We start from the raw sequence: 18,734 nt of genomic DNA on the forward strand, positions 1-18,734 counted from the left end.
CTACTCGCTTAGGTACAGATTTTGCATATTATACAAAACCTAACAGTAAATGGCTACTGAATCCTAAAAAAAATATTAAAATGACATAAGTCTTTTTAGTAAAAAACTTTTTAGTCTAAACTTCATGTAATCTTAATATAAATATGATTATAGTCAGATAGAAAACCCATATATATCTTGTATCACTATATGAGTGCATTGTTATAAATTAAAAGTGGTAATTAAGAGTTATTAGATAATTATCGGGGTCAACATTGGCACTAATATGTAGTTTGTCCTCAGTATAGCTTTTGGTAAAGAATAGACTACTGGCAACCCCTAAAGCTGCACCAGCTAAAACATCAGAGGTGTCATGTTTGTCCGCTTCAATACGGCTATAACCAACAAAAGCAGCGCCTACATAAGCAGGTAAGCTTTGCTTAAACCCATATCGCTTGTGTACAAAACTGGCACCTTGAAATGCTATTGAGGTATGACCTGATGGAAAAGAATCATCATCACTTTTATCCGGTCTTTGTTTATTGACAACTTCTTTTAGGGCATAAGTTGCAGCGACATTAGTACCAAACCCTTTATATAGCTGCATTCTTCCTTCTTTATCATCCATATAATGCGCAGTGCCATAAGCATATGCTGGAATAGCTACCATAATTATATCGCCTGCGGTTTCGATATCCGAGCTGCCAGCTGTTGCTGAATGGGTAGCGAGCATAATACCGCTGCCTATGTATAAAGTTGCACGAAGATGTCGGTTTAGCATCAAGAGGTTCCTATAGGGTCTAAGTTTAAAGGGTTTTATATATTTAAATCGCTTCGAGTTTTGTTTGTCTTTGAGGGCTAAGTGTGTTCATGACGTCTTTTATATTGGATAGAATTAAATAAGGACAATCCAATAAAGGCGACACCAATAAGACCAGTAATTAACTCAGGAACATGATATTTCATGGACACCAACATGATTACTGCTAAAGCACCGATAGCATAGTGTGCGCCATGTTCAAGATAAATAAATTCACTTAATGTTCCCTTATCTACTAAAAAGATAGTCATGGAACGAACAAACATAGCACCGATTGCCAAACCTAACATAATAATAATCACGTCGTTGGTAATAGCGAATGCACCAATCACACCATCAAAACTAAATGAGGCGTCTAATACTTCTAAATAGATAAATCCAGCGACGCCCCCTTTTAAAATTGTCGTTGAGACGCCTGCTGTATTTGTGACCACATTACCATTCACGTCAACAACGACGTCATCCTCGTCGCTATCCTCTTTACCCTCTAGCAAAGTTGAAAGTACATTGACGCCTAAGTAAACCAATATACCCCATATACCAGCAGTCAAAATAACTGATTCTTTGGCTTCCTCAACCCACGATAATGAAATCATTAATACCACGATGGCAACAAAGGTACTCATAGCATCAACCTTACTAAAGCGGTTTAATTTACTTTCCAGCCACGAAAACCATTCCACCTCTTTGTCACCGAAAATAAAGGTTAAAAATACCAATAATAAAAACATACCTCCAAACGCTGAAATTTCAGCATGATGGGCGTTTAGATGAGTGGCATATTGTGCTGGATCATTGAGTGCTAGCTGAATGACCTCAATGAATCCAAGGTTAGCAGTCACCGCCACAATAACGATTGGGAATACCAAGCGCATACCGAATACTGCAACTAAAATACCTACTGTTAAGAAAATCTTTTTCCAAAACTCATTCCAGCCTTTTAGAATGGACGCATTCACTACGGCATTATCAAATGATAATGAGATCTCCATAACTGCCAGTATGGCTGTTACCGCTAATGCTGAAAACATCGTGGTTACACCACCATGCGAAAACCCCCACCAAGCGGCGGCAATTAGACAAACAATTGTAAAAATAATATCAAATAAAAAGTGACGCATAGAATGTCCAGTAAATAAGGAATTTTAGATAGGAATGATATGACAATTTTTGATACTAAACGTGAATCAGTTTATGATAACGCTTTAGTGTCGTTATAGGGTTTATTAAACATTTAATAGAATCCTAAACGAATAATAATGATGCAGATGATATCATGACCTATACTGACAAATAAATTAAGTTAATATAAAAGGTTGCTGTGTCATATCGATTATCAATTTATAATAGCCACTTTATTCGTTTTGTTTTTATAGAATTAGGCGTCCGTACGAGTTTTGATAGCTATCATAAGTAAGGCTTCTATCATAAGTAAGGCTTCTATATTTGAATACGTTATTAGGGGCTGTATAGAATTGCTTAATTAGGACTGCTGATAGTTACCAATTAATCCAAGCTGTGTTCCAAGCTAGGCGTTAATCGACGATAATGCCCGAAGCGTATTGGACCTTAGCTAGTTTTACAACAATGTTTGGGGCAATTTTAGCATCAGCCTTGAGAACGGTTCTTGAGCAAAGCACTGATTTGCCCGTTCTAAAGCCGAGAGCTGTGCTTGAGAGGGCAGGTCTATTTTTTGCCAATATATTGTGACATTCAATAATTAAGGGTTCTAACTTAGAACGACTAAGTGTCTAAAATTTCCCAGTATATTGCATAAAAAATAGCCTCTGCCAGTTCCATGAATCAATTCTATACAGCCCCTAGTTAATCAGCTAAAAAGTTACTCTGCGTTTTAAAACAACAATTAAATTTAAATAAGGATATTTAAAATGATTTATCAATTTATGGACAAAAAACCTGAATTTGCAATCCCATTTAATGGATGGGTGGCTAACAATGCCCAAGTAATAGGTGATGTGTACTTAGGGCATAAAGCCAGTGTCTGGTTTGGTGCCGTGATCCGTGGGGACAACCAGCGCATTCATATTGGGGACTATTCCAATGTTCAAGAAAACGCAGTGATACATACTGACGTAGGCGTCGAAGTAAATATTGGAGATCACGTTACCATTGGCCATCTGGCTATGCTACATGGATGTACGGTGGGCAATAATAGTCTTATCGGTATTGGTGCGGTGGTGCTAAACAACGCGAAGATAGGTAAGAACTGTATTATCGGAGCTAAGGCACTTGTGACAGAAGGTAAAGAGATTCCGGATAACTCATTAGTCATGGGAGCGCCGGCAAAAGTTGTAAAAACTCTCACTGATCCTCAAGTGGCGATGCTAAAAATGTCTGCACTGCATTACGCGGAAAAATGCCAGCAGTTTAAAACTGAATTAAAAGAGGTAGAGCTGCCAGATTAATTAAGTGTTAATTTGATTTACATCAATCACTTATTCATACCTCTTATCTACTTATAACAACTGTAAACACGGAAGGTTAAACACAACTCAGTTTCTTAACACATTAATTAATACAGTAATTAACACAGCAATATATTGGAAAAACTAACTAGGTATAAATTAAAATAAGGCGTTTTATGAATAGTCAGTCTGCTAACTCAAATAATTACACCATCAATGAACTGGCTCTATTTGATCTGGATCACACTTTGCTTGATGTAGACAGTGATTATTTATGGGGCGAATATATCGTTAAGAAAGGACTGGTGGATGAGGCGCAATATCGGACAGCGAATCAGCGATTTTATGAGCAGTATATAGAAGGCACTTTAGACGCTACCGAATATAACGAGTTTGTCGCAGAGTTTTTAACTACTTTACCGATGGATAGACTGCTAAAGATACGCGAAGACTATATTAAAACTGAGATTGAACCGCACATACGTCCAAAAGCTATTGATGCTATCAAACATCATATTGATGCAGGACATGATGTGGTCATAATTTCTGCCACCAATGATTTTGTCGTGTCTGCCATCGCTGCGAAGTTTGGTATTAAAGCGGCTAATATTTTGGCGACTCCGCTTGAGGTTAAAGATAATCGGTATACTGGAAAATTAACTGACAAGCCTAATTTTAAAGAAGGTAAGCTATATCATCTAGAGAAATGGCTCAATATGCGCATGCAAGATGGTATTGAATACACCAAAACGTACGCTTATTCGGATTCAAAAAATGATTTACCTTTACTTGAATGGGCAGATGTTGCCATTGCGATTACACCCGACGATGTATTACATGCGTATGCACTGGCTCATCGCTGGGCAGTAGAAGATTGGTCTATTTAAATAATAGCCTAAGCAGTATGTCGTCATTAATAAATTTAGAAAAAGCAATCAATGCTAATCCCGTTATACCAAATAAAATTTTTGATAAAAACCTAGCTTATTTAGCTATACTTAATCAAATACTTACTTAACTAATAAAAAGTATCGTATTTACTCTTTACGCTATTGATATGTTATTTAAACGATGGCATATCAGGTAATGTCATGATTTAGAATGCTTCAAAACTTTAATTAAACATTGAATAAATACAAAACCCTGAACTTTGGAATAGTTATGGAAACCAATCAATATCAAGAACAAATTAAAGACCTAACCGAACGAGCAAAGGATTTACGGAGGTATCTTTGACTTCGATGAAAAGGTCGAACGCTTAGAAGAAGTGAACCTCGAGATGGAATCACCAGAACTTTGGAATAATCCCGAGCGTGCCACCAAAATGAGTAAAGAGAAAAGTCAATTAGATGGGGTTATCGATACCATTACAGGATTAGAAGCCACCTTAGAAGATGCGTCTGCTATGCTAGAGTTAGCTATCGAAGCGGATGACGAGGGTTTACTGACGGACGTTCAAAGCGAGCTAAATACTGCTCAATCTCAAGTAGATGACTTAGAATTCAAACGTATGTTCGATGGCGAGATGGATACCAATAATTGTTTCGTCGACATTCAATCAGGCAGCGGTGGTACAGAAGCTCAAGACTGGGCAGAGATGCTACTACGAATGTATACACGCTGGTGTGATTCACACGGATTTAAAGTTGAAATTATTGAAGAGTCTGCTGGCAGTGTTGCAGGTATTAAATCTGCATCGTTTAAAGTCACAGGAGATTATGCATTTGGTTGGCTACGTAGTGAGACGGGGGTTCACCGTTTGGTACGTAAGTCACCTTTTGATAGTAATAATGGACGTCATACCTCATTTGCAGCGGTATTTATTTCACCAGAAATTGATGATGATATCGAAATTGATATCAATCCTGCCGATCTGCGCATTGATACGTATCGATCGAGCGGCGCGGGTGGTCAGCATGTCAACACAACAGATTCAGCAGTGCGTATTACGCATGAGCCTACAAATACCGTCGTACAGTGCCAAAATGAACGTAGCCAACATGGTAACAAAGCCACTGCCATGAAAATGCTCCGGGCCAAACTGTATGAGCTTGAAATGCAAAAACGCATGGAAAAGCAGCAAGCTGTTGAAGACAACAAATCGGATGTGGGCTGGGGGAGTCAAATTCGTTCATACGTTTTGGATGATTCGCGTATTAAAGACTTACGTACAGGGGTGGAAACTTTCAATACGGGAGCGGTACTCGATGGTGATTTGGATCAGTTCATCGTCGCCAGTCTGAAAGCAGGTCTATAGTTTTACATAAACGCTTTTTAAAAAACGATTCCGCTAGAGCTTATGTTTGCTTAAAAGGCTCTAGTAATGGATCCAAAACCGTTTGCAATCCAAACGCTTCGATACTGCCTGTAATAAAATCTGCACGTTCCTGTAAGGCAGGCTGGCCATCGCCCATCGCGACAGCATAACCGACCGTATCGAACATTTCCATATCATTAAATCCATCACCTATTGCCATAGATTCATCAACCCCAATGTTAAAATGCTGGCATATATCATGCACACCGCGTGCTTTTGATGCGTCACTAGGAAGAATATCGCCGCCAACGCTGTGCCAATATACAAGCTTTAAACCGTCTTTAGCAAAATCTACATCTTGCATCTTATTGGTTTTATCAAAAAAGAAAACAGAACACTGATAGACCGTATTATTTTTAAAATAGTCAGGATCTACAAATGAGCTTGGGTGATGCTCGATAAATTCGCGGATACGTTCATTGGCATGTGACCATACCACGTGCTCAGCTGAGTCAAATTTGTGAATAAAATGACGGCTATTACATAGCTCATTAATTTTAAAGGCCTGTTTTAACGTAAGTGGATAGTGACTAATTAACCCCTGGTTGTTAAAACTATATTGACCATTCATACATATAATGGCATCAAATACGTCAGATTCTAATAGACCTAAAATGTCTTTGGGTAACATCGATTTTGCTCGGCCTGTGGCGATAACCAGCTTGATATCAGTTTGAGCCAATGCTTCCAAAGTTTTTTTATTATGCGGTGCTATAATCCCATCGCGGCTCAGCGTATCATCAATATCAAAAAATATGATTTTTGGAACAAATGCCGAACCATTTAGTTGGCGCTGTACGCAATGAGTATTATTATTTTGAGTTATAGTCGTACTATCATTAGACATAACTTACCTGTTCAAATAGGGTTTAAATGTTTATAAATATGACTAGATCACTAGACCACTTTAGCATATTTAGCTTAAATGAAACGTAACCTTCAGTTGTCTTCATACTTCAAATCAGATGGTTTATTAGACTAAAATTTAGGAAAATTCAAATTGACTACGTTAACTTTACCCAATATTGCTCATATCGACAATCTTCCACTGCAAAAGGAATTGCAGCGTATATTAGACAAGAAAACCAAACCGATTGGTTCATTAGGTAAACTCGAAACACTCGCTATAAAGATGGGGCTGATTCAAGATAGCGTGGCGCCTAGCGTTAATAATGCAATTATTCGAGTGTTTGCAGCAGATCATGGTTTGGTTAAACACGGCATCTCAGCCTATCCAAGTGAAGTCACTGCACAAATGGTGCTAAATTTTCTAAACGGTGGTGCGGCAATTAATGTGTTGGCGCGTCAACACGATATCGATCTGAAAGTTATCGATGCAGGCGTTTCAGTATATTTCTCAGAATATAATGTGTTAGACCATCCTAGTCTTTTAAATTACAAAGTGAGGTTAGGTAGCCGTGATGCGCTTATTGAACCTGCTATGACACTTGAAGAATGTATTCAATCACTTCATTCAGGTATGGACATTGCTAAGCAGCTTGACGGGGAGTTATTTATTGCAGGGGAGATGGGTATAGGTAATACCTCGTCAGCGAGCTTGCTGCTTGCAAAAATAGGCGGTTTTCCAATTGAAAAATGTATTGGTAGAGGAACGGGGCTGGATGATGCGGGACTCAGCCGCAAACAAAAAGTCTTAACTCAAGTCTTAGCACGGCATACTCAAGTTACGCAGCCTCTTGATATTCTAGCCTCAGTTGGCGGTCTTGAGATAGCTATGATGGCAGGCGCTTTTATACAGGCTGCGAGTGATAGAAAGGTTTTACTAATTGATGGATTTATAAGTAGCTGTGCTTTGTTAGCTGCTGAGCAAATAGCATCTGGTGTTAAAAATTATGCCGTATTTGCACACCATTCTGTAGAGCCTGGTCATCGTTATTTACTTAAGCTATTAAATGCTCAGCCATTATTGGACTTTGATATGCGATTGGGAGAGGGAAGCGGAGCCGCTTTGGCTTATCCTTTATTAAAGTCTGCCTGTGCAATAATTAATGAAATGGCAAGCTTTGAAGATGCGGGCATCAGTGAACAACAATGATTTACTTTATCTAATTGAATAAAACTTAAAATAAAGAACTATAAATAAAAAATTAATAACCGTATATGAAAGAGTGATATGTCAAAAGACAATCTATCGAAGCGCCAACATTCTTTTTTAATAAAAGCTATCAAATATGAATGGCAACTGTATCTCGTAGCGCTTCAGTTTCTGACACGCATACCCATTAGCTTTAATAAATATCAACCTGAATGGCTACATCAAAGTAGCCGACACTTTCCAGGGGTGGGTTTGCTGGTAGGAGTATTATGTGCATTGATTTACTGGCTGACAAGTTACTTGTTTACACCCATTGTCAGCGCTGCATTAAGTACGCTTTTTGGCATCAAACTTACGGGTGCATTTCATGAGGATGGGTTAGCAGATACTTGTGATGGGTTAGGCGGCGGATTAACCCGTGAGCGTACGTTAACTATTATGAAAGACTCGCGTATAGGCACTTATGGCACGCTGGGGCTAATAAGTGTGATATTACTTAAAATCCTATTATTGGCATCAATGCCATTATCATCCGCACTTGTAGTTATAATTGTTGCGCACACCGCATCCAGACTATTGTGTACGAGTCTTATCGTATTATTGCCTTACGGCGGTGATATTGATCACGCAAAAGCAAAACCTATGGCTCAACAAATGTCGCCTGTTCAATGGTTGGCGAGTACTTTATGGCTGGTTCTTTTAATATTAATAATGTACTTAGGCTTACCCGAATTATGGCACCAAATCCATATTGCACAGTGGACATTGGCTGCACTGATGGCGATTATAGTGACGTATTATATGTATAAATTATTGAAGAGACGACTGACAGGGTATACGGGTGACGGATTAGGCGCTACCCAGCAGGTAGTTGAAATAGCTATTCATCTAGGGCTTGCTGCAAATATTTAATAAACCAGTGTTTATGATCTAATTAAAGTAACCATATTTAAAGAGTAAACCGCTTTTAAACTATCGCGCAGTTAGATGATAAAAAGAGAGTTAAGCATGAGGTTATATGTCTGGCGGCATTCCAAGCCTAAATATAAAATTGGCGTTTGTTACGGTCAGACTAATATAAGTGTCGACTCACGAAAAATTAAAAGACTTGCCAATCAGATACATAGCTTTGTAAAGAAGCACCAGCTTCCTAAAGTCGTATGGGTTAGCCATTTGGATCGCTCGAAAAAAGTTGGTGAAATGCTTGAAAAAAGAGGTTTTGAATGCCATGAAGATTCAAGGTTGGCGGAAATAAATTTTGGTGAATGGGAAGGGAAGCACTGGTCTGATATAAATAAACTCCAAATTGATAGGTGGTGTCATGATTTTTTAAATTTCGCCCCTCACGACGGTGAAAGTTTGCAACAACTTTTTAATAGAGTGGATAAATGGGTAAGTGAAAGGCTCAATGAGCCTAACGTGTTAGCCATCAGTCATGCAGGCTGGATTACATCGGTCAAGATGATATCAATGGGCCTAGAAGCACCTAAGCTTGCAAGCGATTGGCCAAAACCTATTAAATACCGACAACGATGTGAGCTTGAATTCAGCAGTAAAGAGAGTGAAAAAGAAAACAAGAAGGAACTCAATTAAAAAAGCGAGAAAGAAAGCGCGCGAGTAATATCTTCAATAGCTATAAATACATAATACGGACTCTAATAATAGATTAATTTAAAATATTAATATCTACACTATCAAAAATTAGATCACCCAAACATTAAAAACTTTCTAAAATAAATTTAAGTTATAATGCCCTCAAACAATATCTATAATTTATTAGTCATTTAATTTTTGAGGATTTATGGAGATATTTGCCACAGCTTTGACATTATTTTTAATTATGGATCCCTTGGGCAATATTCCCATATTTCTAAGCGTCCTAGATAAGGCTCCTGAACAAAGACGTAAATTTATTATTATTAGAGAGCTCTTACTGGCACTTGGTGTGATGGTACTGTTTTTATTTGCAGGCGGTAGTATTCTGCATACCTTAGGGTTAAGTACGGAGGCTGTTGCCATTGGTGGCGGGCTTGTGATGATGATTATTGCAATACGCATGATCTTCCCACAGCCAGGTGGGGTTATGAGTGATGATGATATTGATGGTGAACCCTTCCTTGTGCCTTTAGCCATTCCATTAATAGCAGGTCCATCCATTTTAGCGACACTAATATTGTTAACAGAGAAGAACCCTCAGAGTATTCCGAAAGCGTTGATGGCACTATTCTTAGCATGGTTTGTTACTTCAATAATCCTGTTTTTCTCAACCAAGCTATATAGTATATTGGGTAATAGGGGGTTAAAAGCCATAGAAAGATTAATGGGGATGATTTTGATCTCAATCTCTGTACAGATGCTATTAAATGGTTTCTCATCTTTTTTGCAATAAATTATAGTTTTAAATAAAACAAACCTCCATATTGGAGGTTTGATTCATTTAAGCCTACAAATGATTAGAAGTTATAGCATTGGTACGGTGCAATACTCTGGATCAGTAGCCGTTGTATTCACAAATTCAGACATCTCTTGCTCAGTAGATAACCATTGGTCTACGGATTCAAAAGAGATATTGCATGATTCGTCCACAATAAGATCAAAAGCATGCCAGAAGCTATATAAATTGGTTGCATTGTCTTCAACTGAAGGAACTAGGGTACGTGACCTAAGGGTTGGGCCTTCTAATAACACATTGATCGGTGAATTCTTGAGACCAGGATTATAAGTTCCTGAAAAATTATTGACACCATATTTATATCGCCCTACCATTAATTGACGGACAGTAATAAATTCGGGACCATAACTATCTATATCATCCACGTCTAAATTAACGAACGGAGCTTGAAATAAATTTCCAGGATTCTCATAATATATATGTTCACCAGACGGCGTTACTATGTGTGAGTCAACATCAGCGGGTTTTTCTCCCCAAGTTAATCGTACAGATAGACTATTATCATCTGTGCTAATAACCAGACAACTTTGACCTAACGAATAATTAGATCCTTCTGTAGTAACTGTTACCGCATTAGAATTATAATTTTGTAATTGGGAATATACATATAGCTCACCCGTTTGGCGCGCTGGAAGTATAAAGTCACCTTGTGCATCCGTATAAGCTGTTGTGATCGAAGAATAGTTTATGCCATCACCTTTAACAATGGCGCCAGAGATACGATTGCCATTTGTATCTTCAACACACCCTGTAATATCAACAGTTTGCATCTCTTCATCAACATTCCATGCACCGATGGTGTCTACCTCTGATGTATACGCTTGACTATTATCATCCAGTACAACTAAATCAGCGACACCATTCTCAATCCAGCCACCAAGTTGAATATCATAATAAAATAAGGGCATTTGTTCGTGCAATTGATCAAGATTACTACGTGTTGAAACTGGGATAACAATAGACGCTATATTACCTTGTTGAAGCTCTAATTCGTTTCCATCTTCATCAATCGCAGATATGATAAGGGCGCCAAAGCTTTCCATAAAACCGCCATCTACGATCTCATAACCGCCTGGCATTTCTTCTGGGTCTACGCTAGGCGTTACCGCATCTATCGTAACTGTCACCTCTCCAACGATTGGCTCTCCATCGGTACGAACCAGCGCATTAGCAGGAATAACAACTTCGGCACCATTTTCTGGGACATAGACAACGATTTCGGAACTCGCAGGCAATGTGGTATTGGCTACGGTCGAGTCATTACTAATTCTATACTCTACTTCAAGTGATTGATTACCAGCTATGGTTGTTGCATAGCTACGCTCTGGGTAACCCTCAGCAGTCACTGTTAATAAAATAACATCTCCAGCATTAACACCTTGAATTTCGAATTGACCATTATCATTTGTCGTATATTGCATCCCATCAGCTATGATGGTTGCATTTGCAATAGGCAGTAGGCTTTGTTCGTCAACAAGCGTACCTATTAAGCTATTGGTAACGATAACTTCAGAACCATTTGATGAATTATCTGAATCGTCGCCACAAGCTGTAAGTAATATAGTTGAGGTTAAAGCAACTAAAAGAGTTTTGGTAAAAGGAGCTAAATGAATATATTTCATGAACAGTGCCTTCTAAGTAGATAAATATAAATAAAAAAAGAGGTGAGTTAGTTCTAAAAAAAATTAGGAACTAATATAAGATTTATTAAAAGATTCAGAACAGATAAATACGCTACTTAAACTTAAACTTTAAAATAAATCGTTTTAATATGATATTAAATACCCTAAGTGCATAAGACACCATTCAGCCCAAAGGTAAGAACGATAAAAATAGTATATATATTTTAAAAAATTCTTATTTATTTTAGATAATCTAAACCAATAAAGATAAAAGTCATAAATACAATATTTATATTGAAGCATTTAATACAATTAATATTACTACGGTAATCATTGATAAACAAAGGGTATTTAAGCAAATAAACTTTTATCATTGATTTTTTAAATTAATAGAATCTAAACGCTTGATATTAAAGTATATTACAATCAGACTTATTAATTATATCTAAAATGAATAAACAAAGTATTTATTTGCATATGATGAAATTCTGATATATTCAAAAATACTTGAGAACAAACTGCATCTAAAGAGATGACAACTTTATATAACAATAAATGAAGGCCAATTAATGACTGACACATTACAAAGAGTTGACCAGGTAGAACTAAGTGGGCTTAAAGAATCTGCCTCTAAAGCCTCTCAATTACTTAAATCCCTTTCGCACTCCAATCGTTTATTATTACTGTGTAGTTTGGTTGAATCTGAAGCTTGTGTTCGAGATTTAGAAATATCTACAGGTATCAAACAGCCGAGTTTGTCTCAGCAATTAGGTGTTTTGAGAGAAAACGGCTTAGTAAATACCCGCCGGGAGGGCAGACAAATTTACTATAGCATCGCAAGTGACGACGCATTGGCTGTGATGAGAGTATTGTATGAGCGTTTTTGTACAGCGCCTAGTTAAAATGACTATTTATTAGAAATGGTATGATTTATAATATATAAAATTATAATATATATTAATATATACTATTTAGTTCGAATAGGAGCGTTTATGCCCGCATGGATCGATATAGCAAATTTTACACCATGGAGCGCTTTAATCGGTGGTCTTATAATAGGATTTGCAGCCTCTGTCTTAATAGTAGGTAGCGGTCATATCATGGGCATGAGTGGCATATTAAAGAACTCTATAACTCAGTTGCCAAAGCCTAGTTGGCAATTGTTTTTTGTATTTGGTATGGCCTTAGCAACTTGGGTTTATGCTTTACTTATCGGCTTTCCCGAATTAAATATGGCCCAACCTATATGGAAAATTATCCTTGCAGGGCTGTTGGTCGGTTTTAGAACTAGATTGGGTTCAGGCTGCACAAGCGGACATGGAATTTGTGGTATTTCAAGGCTGTCGCCACGCTCAATCACCGCCACCTTACTGTTTTTATCAAGTGGCATTCTAACGGCAACTTTTTTTGCAATGATTCAAACTTAGTCAGTCCCGCCTACAGTTTTAATATTTACCTTTCTTTTTTCTATTTAATTTCTCTCTCATAGTCATTTTGTGAGCCTGTTATGATATCAAACAACCGACTAACGCTGACATTTAGTTTCATTTCTGGTTTTATATTTGCCATAGGGCTCATCGTATCTCAGATGGTTAATCCTGAGAAAGTATTGGGATTTCTACGACTTTTTCATAATTGGGATCCTTCATTAGGTTTGGTTATGGGTGGGGGTATCGCCGTCGCTATGCCAGTCTTCTTCTATATTAAATCACGTAAGAATCAAGGCAAAAAAGCATTAAATAGTGCTCCCTTTGACCTGCCTACGACCAGTAAAATTAATTCAAAACTTATAATAGGCAGTTTGATGTTCGGAATCGGTTGGGGTATGTTAGGGTTTTGCCCTGCACCTGCATTGGTAACAGCATTTGCAGGTTATACCGAATCTATTCTATTTGTTATAGCCATGTTAGCTGGATTTTGGTTGCACGCTAAACTCATTAAAACTTAACGTTCAATACTTGATTCAAAAAGCTAACATTATTCTTACTTATAATTATCTAAGCGTTATACTATTAGAGTTTTAAAAAATAATAATATGTCCTAATACAATCAATAATAAAAGACTCTGAATCATTGAAAAGTAATAAATATATAGAATGAGATGAAATGTATTGATATACTAAATTAGGGGCTGTATAGAATTACTTAATTAGGACTGCTGATAGCTAAAATTTACCTGCATATCGACTAAAAAATAGCCTTTGCCAGTTCCATGAATTAATTCTATACAGCCCCTAGTAGGAATAGAAATTAGAAAATAAATTAAAGATTAACAGGATTTAATCTTTTGTTATTTATTCAGATTTTATTCAGGTCTGTTTAATTAAATAGATCAGTATTTCTAATCAGTACATATACAGTATCTCGCTAAAGGAGTAGCAGAAAATGTCACAAGATACGTCTATCAACACCTCATTAAGTCAGCTTCCAGAACACTCTCAATATAAAAGCCAAGACCAAAACCATAATCAGTTTAGTCAAAATAATGACACGAGTGACATTCAAGCCTATCAAGCCTTCTATCAAACCTTCAATCAAGATGTATTGGTGCAAAAGATTTTCAAAGATACACCAGAAGATGCATTAAATGCCTATGTGGCATGTTGCGGTAGACATGTCCGCAATGGATTAGGCGATAAAATCGCGCTCGTCCATCAAAATACCAATGAAAAAGTGACACAGCTAAGTTTTAATGACTTAGATCATAAAAGTGCTCAGGTTGCTCACATGTTGCAGCAATATGGGGTCCAGTCTGGTGACAGAGTAGCAACGATGCTACCGCGTACGCCAGAGCTTTTAATAATTGTATTAGCAACCTGGCGCATTGGTGCTATCTATCAACCATTGTTTACAGCATTTGGTGTTGAATCTATCGAATATAGGTTGAATAAAGCGGATACTAAGGTGGTGTTTACTAATCCTGAAAACCGCGAAAAATTTGATGATATCAAAAACTTGCCAAAAATGGTGTTTGTAACAGACGACCATACGTTGAATGAATCGAATGAGAAGCAATCAGATGTCGATTACGAAGATATCGATTACGAAGATGCCAATTTGAGAAATGCCAATTTGAGAAATGCCAGCCAATTTGATACAAAATTTGAGCCAATCAATCTCGCACCCGATGCCCCTTTCTTACAGATGTTTACCTCGGGTACTGTTGGAAAGTCTAAAGGCGTGAGTGTTCCTTTAAGTGCTCTACCTACCTTTTATTTATACATGTGTTATGCTATTGATTTGTGTGAATCAGATAACTACTGGAACATGGCCGATCCTGGGTGGGCATATGGATTGTATTATGCCATTACTGGGCCTTTGCTTATGGGCATGACTACCTACTTTAATGAAGCCGGGTTTGATGCGCAAAATACCTTTGATTTTCTAGTACGCCATAAGATAACCAATGTTGCTTCCTCACCGACAGCATTTAGAATGATGAAGTCGAGTGGTGTATTTGAAAATGTTGCTGACCAATTATCATTACGAATTGCCAACTCAGCAGGTGAGACGCTCAACACTGAGGTTGTGACTTGGGTCAAAGATAATTTAGGTTGCCCTGTGTATGATCAATATGGACAAACAGAAACTGGAATGACCTGTTGTATGCATCATGCACTTACCCACGATGTGCCGACTGGTAGCATGGGTGTGCCAATGCCAGGGCATAAACTGATTGTATTAAATGATCAGTTAGAGCCAGTAGCTGATGGGGTACAAGGGCAACTGGCAATTGTTGTTAGTGAATCCCCTGCATTCTACTTTAGCGGATACAGCTGGGATGAAAAGCAGTCTTTTTCAGGTGATTATTATCTGACTGGCGATATCGTAGAGCGGCATAAAGATGGAACATTCTGGTTTGCAGGACGCGATGATGATATCATCATCACTGCAGGTTATCGGATAGGTCCAACGGATGTAGAAAACTGCGTCATGGAGCATGAGGCAGTGGCTGAATCGGTGGCAGTGGGTGTGCCAGATGAGATGAGGGGGCATGTTATCAAGTCATACGTGGTATTAATGCCAGGTATAGAAGGCACAAAAGATTTGGAAGATGAGATTAGATCTTTGGTACACAAACGCTTATCAGCACATGCTTATCCAAGATTTATTGAGTTTATCGAAGCATTGCCTAAGACGCCTAGTGGTAAAGTTCAGCGTTTTTTACTGCGTTAATAGGCGCTTTTGCTGCGCCAATAACTTAAGATGCTTTAATAGCTCTTCAATAGTTCAATAATATCAATTCAACAAACCCTAATTTTTAACTTCTTTAAAATATAACCTAAAAAGGACAATAAATGAAAATTGAATCAAAAACGTTTATCGTAACTGGCGGCGCTTCAGGTTTAGGTGAAGCGGTGACTAGAGAGTTGGTATCTCGTGGGGCGAACGTTGTCATAGCTGATTTAAATGAAGAAACAGGCGCGGCCTTAGCCAAAGAACTTGGCGATGTTGTGCGTTTTGTACGCTGTGATGTGACTAGCGGTGAAGATGTTTCAACCGCTGTTGAAACTGTCGAAAATGAATTTGGTGCACTGGCGGGCAGTATTAACTGTGCGGGCATTGCAATCGTACAAAAATTGCTTGATCGCGATAATAATCCTGCTGACTTGGATCAATTTAACAAAGGCATACAAGTTAATTTGGTAGGCAGTTTTAATGTGGCACGTTTAGTAGCTGCAAGTATCGCTAAGCAAGTGGCGAATAATGGGGGTCCTAATAATATAGACCAAGGTATTATCATCAATACAGCTTCAATTGCTGCGTTTGATGGTCAAGTGGGTCAAGCCAGTTATGGTTCATCAAAAGCTGGGGTAGTTGGTCTGATGTTGCCCTTAGCACGTGAGCTGACACGACATGGTATTCGAATAATGACCATAGCGCCTGGAGTGTTTGCCACCCCTATGATGGATTCTATTCCAGATAAAGCACGTACACAGCTTGAAGCAAGCGTACCTTATCCAAAACGCTTAGGCCAGCCCGCTGAGTTTGCTAATTTAGTAGCACATATCATTGAGAACGCCTATCTTAATGCCGAAGTAATACGCCTCGATGGTGCGATCAGAATGATCTAACATTATTCGCATTTCCTAAAATTATAGTGTTTGAGATTAATGTAATATAGCTGCGTCTTATCAGATGCAGCTTTTTTTTGACATAAATTATTCATATAAAGGTTAACGCATATTTATTTGAATTAGAATAAGTTGCGTGTTTGGGTTCAACTATAGTCGGCGAACTTATAAAGAGTCACGGTGTTAACCTCGTTAAGCCTACCCTAGTAGTACTTGCACTCGGTTGCCTTGTGACTACTTTAAAGTTCTTTGACTATATATGACGTTTTATTACAGTAAGTGCGCCCAATAAAACATATAACGGTGAATTACGTAACCGGGCTTTACAGTTTTACTATGCGTAAATGCTGTGTTATGCAAGAGACTTCTAATAGAATAAGAAACCATAACACTTAAACTTTTAAATGTATTCTAAAAAGTCTTATGTAATAAAAGATACCAAGATTATAATTAGCCTTCGAGGTTTAAATGCAGACTAATAAAAACAGCCCCAATAAAAATAGCCTTTCTAAAAATGGCTCAAAGCAAAAGACCCCTAAGAACAACAAAGATAATAATAAACTTAAAAATGAGACGTCTAATAAGCAGTCAGTTGCCAATGATACCGATAATAAGTCGGTATTAGATGAGCTGTCTGATACTGTAGATCGACATAATTATGAAGCATTAGCCAAACGCGCAAACTTACGTTATGTAAGCGATAATGAGCCGGGTTATACGCGAAAACGTTGGGGTAAAGGATTTAGTTTTAAGGACTATAACGGTAAGACGATTAAGGACAAAAACTTACGCGCTCGGTTTGATGCTTTAGCGATACCTCCGATGTGGTCTGAGGTTTGGATATGCAAATATGATGATGGTCATCTTCAATGTACGGGCAGAGATGAAAAAGGACGTAAGCAATATCTGTATCATGAACTGTGGAATAAGGTTCGTGATGAGGCAAAGTTTGATGCGATAGTAGGTTTTGCTGAAAACTTACCAACGTTACGTGCTCAAATAGAAGCAGATTTAAAATCGGAGTTTTTAAGCCGTGATAATGTACTCGCTGCAGTAGTAAAGTTACTAGAAACCACCTTAATACGTATTGGAAATGATAGATATGCCAAAAAAAACAAAAGCTATGGGCTTAGCACATTAAGAAGTAAGCATGTCAGTGAAACAGAAGAGGGGTTAGCGTTTGATTTTGTGGGCAAAAGTGCCAAAGAGCATCATATAGAGCTTCAAGATGAACGACTTATAGATATCGTCAGGGCGTGTTCCGATTTACCCGGTTATCGTATTTTTAAATATATTGATAATGAGGGTAAAAAACAAATTGTTGAAAGCCAAGATATAAATGAGTATCTACGTATCCATACCGGGCATGAGTATAGTGCAAAAGATTTTAGAACATGGATGGCGTCGGTGTTAGCTGCCGATTATTTATATGAGCAAGCAGGAAATGACATATTAGAGAGTAAAAAAAATAGCAAAGCGCGCCAACAGCTGATAGTTGACGTGGTCAAACAGGTGGCTCAAGACTTAGGTAATACGCCCAGTGTCTGTAGAGCGTCATATATTCACCCTATGATTTTAAACAGCTTTTTAGAAAATAACTTTATTGAACGCTATAAAAAAGGACGTGTCGGCCGGACACGTAAATTCCAACAATTGAATGAAAAAGCTTTATTAGCGTTTTTAAAATCGTTCGATTAGTTAAGGGCAGTCTAAAATTAGTATATGTCACTGACTAAGACTATTTTTTTGGCCGTACGCAGTATAATTTTCGATGCTTATTGAATCTAGGTTAGACCAGCTTTTAGAAAATTTTACAATGTAGTGGCAAAAATAGTCCTGTCCCTTATAACGGGTATCGAGCAATGTACTGCTTTACCCGTTCGCAAGGCAAGAGCTATGCTCGAGTGAGGGGCTGATGCTAGAATTGACCCAAACATTGTTGCAAATCTAGCCAAGGTCTAATACGCTTCGGGCATTACCGCCGCTT

Annotated in this window: 17 protein-coding genes; 13 read left to right on the forward strand and 4 right to left on the reverse strand. The window is 37.9% G+C overall.

Translation table 11 applies throughout. The features are described 5' to 3' along the window. Positions 1 to 208: 208 nt before the first annotated feature. Positions 209 to 760 (reverse strand): phosphatase PAP2 family protein, encoded by a 552-nt coding sequence (locus tag AC21OH_RS02520; protein ID WP_487371178.1) that lies wholly within the window; start codon positions 758 to 760, stop codon positions 209 to 211. 77 nt (positions 761 to 837) lie between these two features. Further along, a complete protein-coding gene (locus tag AC21OH_RS02525; protein ID WP_487371177.1) occupies positions 838 to 1,920 on the reverse strand; it encodes a DUF475 domain-containing protein in 1,083 nt (360 codons plus the stop codon). Positions 1,921 to 2,688: 768 nt separating this feature from the next. On the opposite strand from AC21OH_RS02525, the gene AC21OH_RS02530 reads away from it, so the two are divergent. The 3 genes from AC21OH_RS02530 (at position 2,689) to prfB (ending at position 5,482) form a co-directional block, all read left to right on the forward strand. Then, positions 2,689 to 3,225: a gamma carbonic anhydrase family protein gene (locus AC21OH_RS02530; protein WP_487371176.1), complete on the forward strand. Its 537-nt coding sequence runs from the start codon at positions 2,689 to 2,691 to the stop codon at positions 3,223 to 3,225. A 176-nt stretch (positions 3,226 to 3,401) separates the two neighbouring features. After that, positions 3,402 to 4,112: an HAD family hydrolase gene (locus AC21OH_RS02535; protein ID WP_487371175.1), complete on the forward strand. Its 711-nt coding sequence runs from the start codon at positions 3,402 to 3,404 to the stop codon at positions 4,110 to 4,112. Positions 4,113 to 4,386: 274 nt separating this feature from the next. Next, a protein-coding gene (gene prfB / locus AC21OH_RS02540; protein WP_486535874.1) for a peptide chain release factor 2 occupies positions 4,387 to 5,482 on the forward strand; the annotation gives its coding sequence in 2 pieces (ribosomal slippage) (positions 4,387 to 4,458 and positions 4,460 to 5,482; 1,095 coding nt in all). A 40-nt stretch (positions 5,483 to 5,522) separates the two neighbouring features. On the opposite strand, the gene AC21OH_RS02545 is transcribed toward prfB, so the two are convergent. Beyond that, on the reverse strand, positions 5,523 to 6,389 hold the full coding sequence (locus AC21OH_RS02545) for a Cof-type HAD-IIB family hydrolase (RefSeq protein ID WP_487371174.1): 867 nt from the start codon (positions 6,387 to 6,389) through the stop codon (positions 5,523 to 5,525). Positions 6,390 to 6,542: 153 nt separating this feature from the next. Here AC21OH_RS02545 and cobT point away from each other — a divergent pair, with 153 nt between their 5' ends. The 4 genes from cobT to AC21OH_RS02565 all read left to right on the forward strand — a co-directional run bounded on the left by cobT (position 6,543) and on the right by AC21OH_RS02565 (position 9,987). Continuing rightward, entirely contained in the window at positions 6,543 to 7,598 is a 1,056-nt protein-coding gene (gene cobT, locus AC21OH_RS02550) for a nicotinate-nucleotide--dimethylbenzimidazole phosphoribosyltransferase (RefSeq protein ID WP_487371173.1), read from the forward strand. A 78-nt stretch (positions 7,599 to 7,676) separates the two neighbouring features. Then, entirely contained in the window at positions 7,677 to 8,510 is an 834-nt protein-coding gene (gene cobS / locus AC21OH_RS02555) for an adenosylcobinamide-GDP ribazoletransferase (protein WP_487371172.1), read from the forward strand. 96 nt (positions 8,511 to 8,606) lie between these two features. Then, positions 8,607 to 9,191 carry a histidine phosphatase family protein gene (locus tag AC21OH_RS02560; protein ID WP_487371171.1) on the forward strand — a complete coding sequence of 195 codons (585 nt, stop codon included), beginning with the start codon at positions 8,607 to 8,609 and terminating at the stop codon, positions 9,189 to 9,191. A 208-nt stretch (positions 9,192 to 9,399) separates the two neighbouring features. Further along, complete coding sequence (locus AC21OH_RS02565) at positions 9,400 to 9,987, forward strand: YhgN family NAAT transporter (RefSeq protein WP_487371170.1); 588 nt, start codon at positions 9,400 to 9,402, stop codon at positions 9,985 to 9,987. Positions 9,988 to 10,058: 71 nt separating this feature from the next. On the opposite strand, the gene AC21OH_RS02570 is transcribed toward AC21OH_RS02565, so the two are convergent. Beyond that, positions 10,059 to 11,672, reverse strand: a complete 1,614-nt coding sequence (locus AC21OH_RS02570) for a DUF2135 domain-containing protein (protein ID WP_487371169.1) — start codon at positions 11,670 to 11,672, stop codon at positions 10,059 to 10,061. A gap of 569 nt (positions 11,673 to 12,241) precedes the next feature. Between AC21OH_RS02570 and AC21OH_RS02575 the strand changes: the two genes are divergently transcribed. The 6 genes from AC21OH_RS02575 to AC21OH_RS02600 all read left to right on the forward strand — a co-directional run bounded on the left by AC21OH_RS02575 (position 12,242) and on the right by AC21OH_RS02600 (position 18,445). Then, on the forward strand, positions 12,242 to 12,574 hold the full coding sequence (locus AC21OH_RS02575) for an ArsR/SmtB family transcription factor (protein ID WP_487371278.1): 333 nt from the start codon (positions 12,242 to 12,244) through the stop codon (positions 12,572 to 12,574). Between the two features lie 90 nt (positions 12,575 to 12,664). Beyond that, positions 12,665 to 13,099 (forward strand): YeeE/YedE family protein, encoded by a 435-nt coding sequence (locus AC21OH_RS02580; protein WP_487371279.1) that lies wholly within the window; start codon positions 12,665 to 12,667, stop codon positions 13,097 to 13,099. A gap of 80 nt (positions 13,100 to 13,179) precedes the next feature. Beyond that, positions 13,180 to 13,620 carry a DUF6691 family protein gene (locus AC21OH_RS02585; RefSeq protein ID WP_487371280.1) on the forward strand — a complete coding sequence of 147 codons (441 nt, stop codon included), beginning with the start codon at positions 13,180 to 13,182 and terminating at the stop codon, positions 13,618 to 13,620. Positions 13,621 to 14,057: 437 nt separating this feature from the next. Continuing rightward, positions 14,058 to 15,848, forward strand: a complete 1,791-nt coding sequence (locus AC21OH_RS02590; RefSeq protein WP_487371281.1) for an AMP-binding protein — start codon at positions 14,058 to 14,060, stop codon at positions 15,846 to 15,848. Positions 15,849 to 15,970: 122 nt separating this feature from the next. Then, positions 15,971 to 16,747 (forward strand): SDR family NAD(P)-dependent oxidoreductase, encoded by a 777-nt coding sequence (locus tag AC21OH_RS02595; RefSeq protein ID WP_487371282.1) that lies wholly within the window; start codon positions 15,971 to 15,973, stop codon positions 16,745 to 16,747. A 468-nt stretch (positions 16,748 to 17,215) separates the two neighbouring features. Further along, a complete protein-coding gene (locus AC21OH_RS02600; protein ID WP_487371283.1) occupies positions 17,216 to 18,445 on the forward strand; it encodes a DNA topoisomerase IB in 1,230 nt (409 codons plus the stop codon). Positions 18,446 to 18,734: the final 289 nt, after the last annotated feature.

The organism is Psychrobacter sp. CX10 (assembly GCF_057621575.2).